This window comes from Thermohalobaculum sediminis, assembly GCF_023487995.1.
GTDB classification, from domain to species: Bacteria; Pseudomonadota; Alphaproteobacteria; order Rhodobacterales; family Rhodobacteraceae; genus Thermohalobaculum; species Thermohalobaculum sediminis.
Map to the genome: position 1 here is coordinate 1 of NZ_JAMFKN010000029.1, position 4,046 is coordinate 4,046.

At 59.6% G+C, this 4,046-nt stretch carries 3 protein-coding genes and 1 pseudogene; 2 read left to right on the forward strand and 2 right to left on the reverse strand.

Annotated features, from left to right (window positions below):
• Positions 1-135 precede the first annotated feature (135 nt).
• Together M1105_RS20330 and M1105_RS20335 are read right to left on the reverse strand one after the other, a co-directional pair.
• On the reverse strand, positions 136-2,076 hold the full coding sequence (locus M1105_RS20330) for an adenylate/guanylate cyclase domain-containing protein (protein WP_249582199.1): 1,941 nt from the start codon (positions 2,074-2,076) through the stop codon (positions 136-138).
• Between the two features lie 155 nt (positions 2,077-2,231).
• Positions 2,232-2,654 (reverse strand): hypothetical protein, encoded by a 423-nt coding sequence (locus M1105_RS20335; RefSeq protein ID WP_249582200.1) that lies wholly within the window; start codon positions 2,652-2,654, stop codon positions 2,232-2,234.
• 385 nt (positions 2,655-3,039) lie between these two features.
• Here M1105_RS20335 and M1105_RS20340 point away from each other — a divergent pair, with 385 nt between their 5' ends.
• A complete protein-coding gene (locus M1105_RS20340; protein WP_249582201.1) occupies positions 3,040-3,738 on the forward strand; it encodes an SDR family NAD(P)-dependent oxidoreductase in 699 nt (232 codons plus the stop codon).
• A gap of 60 nt (positions 3,739-3,798) precedes the next feature.
• Positions 3,799-3,885, forward strand: a pseudogene (locus tag M1105_RS20345) (IS6 family transposase); the annotation flags it as partial.
• Positions 3,886-4,046: the final 161 nt, after the last annotated feature.

Genomic DNA, 4,046 nt, shown 5'->3' on the forward strand with positions numbered 1-4,046 from the left:
CGGGGGTTGGGTTTGCTCATGCCACGAGGGTAGGGAGGCGGCTATTCCGCCTCAAGCCAAGTTCCTTTGACATTGCCCCCGTACCAGACCCATCCCTGCGCCACTCATTGAGCGAAGGTGGAGCGACCGGCTCATTTACTGCAACTGAGATACGCCCGCTTTGATCAGACCAACTCTGAACCGCTCTAGATCGGGTCCCTGCTTGAAAGGCCAAAGGAAGAGCTCGCTCGCGATCGAGAACGTTGGCTGATGATAAATCGCTGCTTCCAAATGCGGTTTAGCGTCTCCAGCACGGTCGAGATGCCCATATGTGGATATTAGGGCAACGCATGGATAACAATATGGCCGACCAAGCTTACCTTCAGGATTCCATAAATCCGGGTTCAAGGCGAGCGAACGCTCAAAGGACCTAGCGGCAGCTGAGAAATTCTCCTGAACATAGTATGCCAGTCCTTCGACGAACGCGTATCGGGACGGACTGTTCGGGTCCCGGCGTTGTTCTCGCCGAATGATCTCGAGAGCCTCTGCCGGCCTGCCTCCATAGATCAGCGCCTCAGCGAGGATAATCCATGTGTCGGTGTCGCTGTCCGAGAGCGATACCGCCCGCTCGGCCGCAGCAATCGCTTCGTCATGCTTTCCACGCCAAAGCAGGATCTGCGAACGTACTTGTTCGGCAAGAGCGACGTCCTCGCGCCTGACCTCGTTCAGCAGCTCCTCCGCCCTTCGTCTCGCGACAGTCGGCCCAAGACCGAGCACCACCGCCCACTCGCCGATGTAAGCTCGCCAGTAGATGGATGCCATCGCCGAGCGAGCTCTGTCGTATGATGGATCGATCTCGAGGGCCCGCTCGAAGAAGCCGAGGGCGAGCTTGTACTTCTGGGGTGCATCCAATCGATATTGCTCGAGGCCTCGCAGAAACAGATCATATGCTTCCGGGTTGGTTTCGGTTACCGTATCACCTTCATCCGAAGCCGGGGGTTCAGTCGCGACGTTCAGCGCGGCGAAAAGTTCACCTGTGGCCTCTTCCTGCATGAGCAGCACGCGGGCGAAGTCCCCGTCGAGACGCTTCGCCCAGATTTGCCCGCCCGTCGCCGTATCGACCAAGTACCAATTAATCCTGACCGTCTCAGCGACGCGGCGCACGCTCCCTTCGAGCACGTATCTCACGCCCAGTTCTTCGGCAGCGGCTTTTGGCGCGATCTTTTTGCCCTTGTAGGAGAACGACGTACCTCGGGCGATCACGAAGAGTTCTTGGATAGAAGAGAGATCAGAAATCAGATCGTCCGTGATGCCGTCTGCCAGATACCCCTGCTTGACGTCGTCAGACAGATTTTCAAACGGCAAGACCGCGATCGATGGTTTGTCCGGCAGTTGATACGCCGACGGGCCGGTGTCTGCGAGCTCGTTCGCCTGCCGGTCTTGATGCCAGAGCATCAAGCCGATCAGAAGCGCGACCGCGCAGGCGGCAGAGACGGCGACAAGCTTCCCGACGCGCCCGCGCTCCGGCTCGCGCTTGAAGGATCGCGGCACGTTGAAACCGTGGCTTCCGTACGGCGAGAGCCGGTAAGTGCTGACCGGGAGCGAGATATTCTTGACCTTCTGAGGTCCCATCGGCTCGAACGCACCTGGGAGCTTGTTTCTGACCTGCTCAAACACATTGGCCGAAATGCAAATGCCGCCTGGGTCCGCGATGGACTCAAGTCGTGAGGCTATGTTCACGCCCTCTCCGAAAATGTCATCGCCATCGGTTACAATGTCACCCAGATCGATACCGATCCTATAGGTGAGTTTCGGTCCTTCTGTCTCTCTGGCGGTCCACGCGGTCAGATACCTCTGGAAGGCGATGGCGCATTCCGCAGCGTGCAAGGCACTCGAGAACTCGGCTAGGAAGCCGTCACCCGTCGTCTTGACTATCCGGCCGTGATATTCCGCGACCAGCGGATTGACCAGATCGGTCATGATCGCCCGCTGTTTTCCCAGAGTGCCAGCCTCGTTCAACTCTACAAGCCTGGAGAACCCGACCATATCGGCAGCCAGGATCGCAGCAAGTCGCCGTGCTTGGCGTTTGGTCGTCAAACTGCCGCCCCTCCGAACAATCGGACCGTCTCCGGTACGCTATGCGGAGACCCAGATCCTGTCCACGCGGCCGACGGAGACATGCCCGCTTGGGGACAGCACCCGTCAAATGAATGATTTGGTCGTATGATTGCGTCAGACGACTATTACGAGCACTACTCCGGGGCTTCTTCGCCGGTGAATTCGGCCCGCCACTCTCCGTCCTCCAGCGTCCACGTAAGCGCACCGCCCCCGCGAAGTCCGCAGAATCTCCCCGTGCCGGTCAGGTACTCCCACTTGCCAACTCCGCTCAGGCGCCTTTTGCTTGAGCGGAGTGTAACTATCCCCTCAAATGCCTGATGCGAAACAGAGCCATCTCGAAGCAAGACCACGATTGTTCCGCTGAATGGCTCCGTCGCATCGCTGATCTCAATCGCCTCGACGCCTGCATAGAAGCCCCGCTCTCCGCTTGCGTATTGGATTTCGCCATTGAATACGGCGAGGTTGATCTTGCGATCCTCGTGCCCCGCTACGGCTTGCTCGGTGTGCCAGGTCGTACGTGCAGTCTGGATGCCGCTTGAGAGACCGGTAGTGATCACTTCAACATCCCCCTCGACCGACGACTAGCAACCGTAGTTGCCGTGTGAGCTGTCTGACAATGGGTGTCTGTTGCTGGTGCGTTCGAGAAAACGCCCCTACGGCAGCGATCGGGGGCAATCCGGACACTCAAATTTCCGTTCCACAGCGCCCGCTTCATCCACTGAGCGGACCTCGGTGCTCAGCGCAGCGAATGGCCGCTCTCCGCCCTCTTCCGACGTAGGATGCGGTGCAGCGAACGGCGAGATCGGGCTCGGAGCCGTCGTTCGCTGCGTCGGGCGCGGATGTCGGCAATGTGCCGGCGAGCGACGTAGGCATCCCGCGCGAATATCGCTCGGCTCTGTGTTATTCTAAAAATTGCGTATCGTCCCTGTTGCGGTGACGGGCATGGCGAAAACGGCACTGATAACTGGCGCGTCAAGCGGAATCGGACGCGGAGCGGCCTTGAGGCTCGCCGCTGAGGGATGGCACATCCTCGCGCAGGGCAGGCGCGAACGCCCCCTTCATGAAACGCTCGATGCGGTCCGCGAGGCGGGCGGCTCCGGCGACGCTTTCCAGGCCGAGATGGGGAACATGGAAGAAATCGCCGCGCTGGCGAACTGGGCGACATCCTCGGCAACTCTCGACGCGATGATCCATTGCGCGGCGAAGTTCACTTATGGCCCCGTGTCGACGGAACGCTTCGCCGACTGGGATCGGTCGATCGACGAGGTGCTGCGGGCTACGATGCGCCTCACTGCGCACGTCCTACCAGCCGTCAGACGCTCCGAGGGAGCTTTCGTGTATATCTGCGGTCCAACCTCGTGGACCGGATGGAAGAACCACGCGGTTCACTGTGCGTTGCGCCATGCGCAGGCAGGCTTCGCTAGGGCGTTGTTCGAGGACGTTAGGGAAGACGGCGTCAGGGTTACCCTCGTTCATCCCGGATTCGTGGACACTCCTTCCGTCAACGACGCGGGAAAGGATCGCTCCCGTATGATCCAGACGACCGACATCTCGGAACTGATCGCCACCGCCGTCACCTTGTCGAACACAGCTTGCGTTACGGAGCTGACGGTCAGACCGCAACGCTCACCCTATCTCTAAATGGGCACTGTCAGAGCAACTCTGCTTGAGACGGCATGCAGGCCTCCCTACCCTCGCCGAATGAGCAGACGCAGCCCTTTCCGGTATTTCAAGACCAGCCCCGAGATCATCCGCCTGGCGATTATAAGCACGGTCCGCTTTGGGCTCGGAGCAGTCGTTCGCTGCACGGATAACGAAGGGCGGCTCAGCGGACAAAGGCGACAACTGGGCCATTTTGTCAGATGACCGCTCCTTGAGCCTCCCCAGACGATTTGGTCCACCTCTATGATGAAGCAGAGGAGGATCGAGAATGGCGAACAAGCACCACA

Excerpts from the sequence above, each read along its gene's own strand:
- M1105_RS20340 (WP_249582201.1), top strand. The coding sequence starts at position 3,040 with ATGGCGAAAACGGCACTGATAACTGGCGCGTCAAGCGGAATCGGACGC.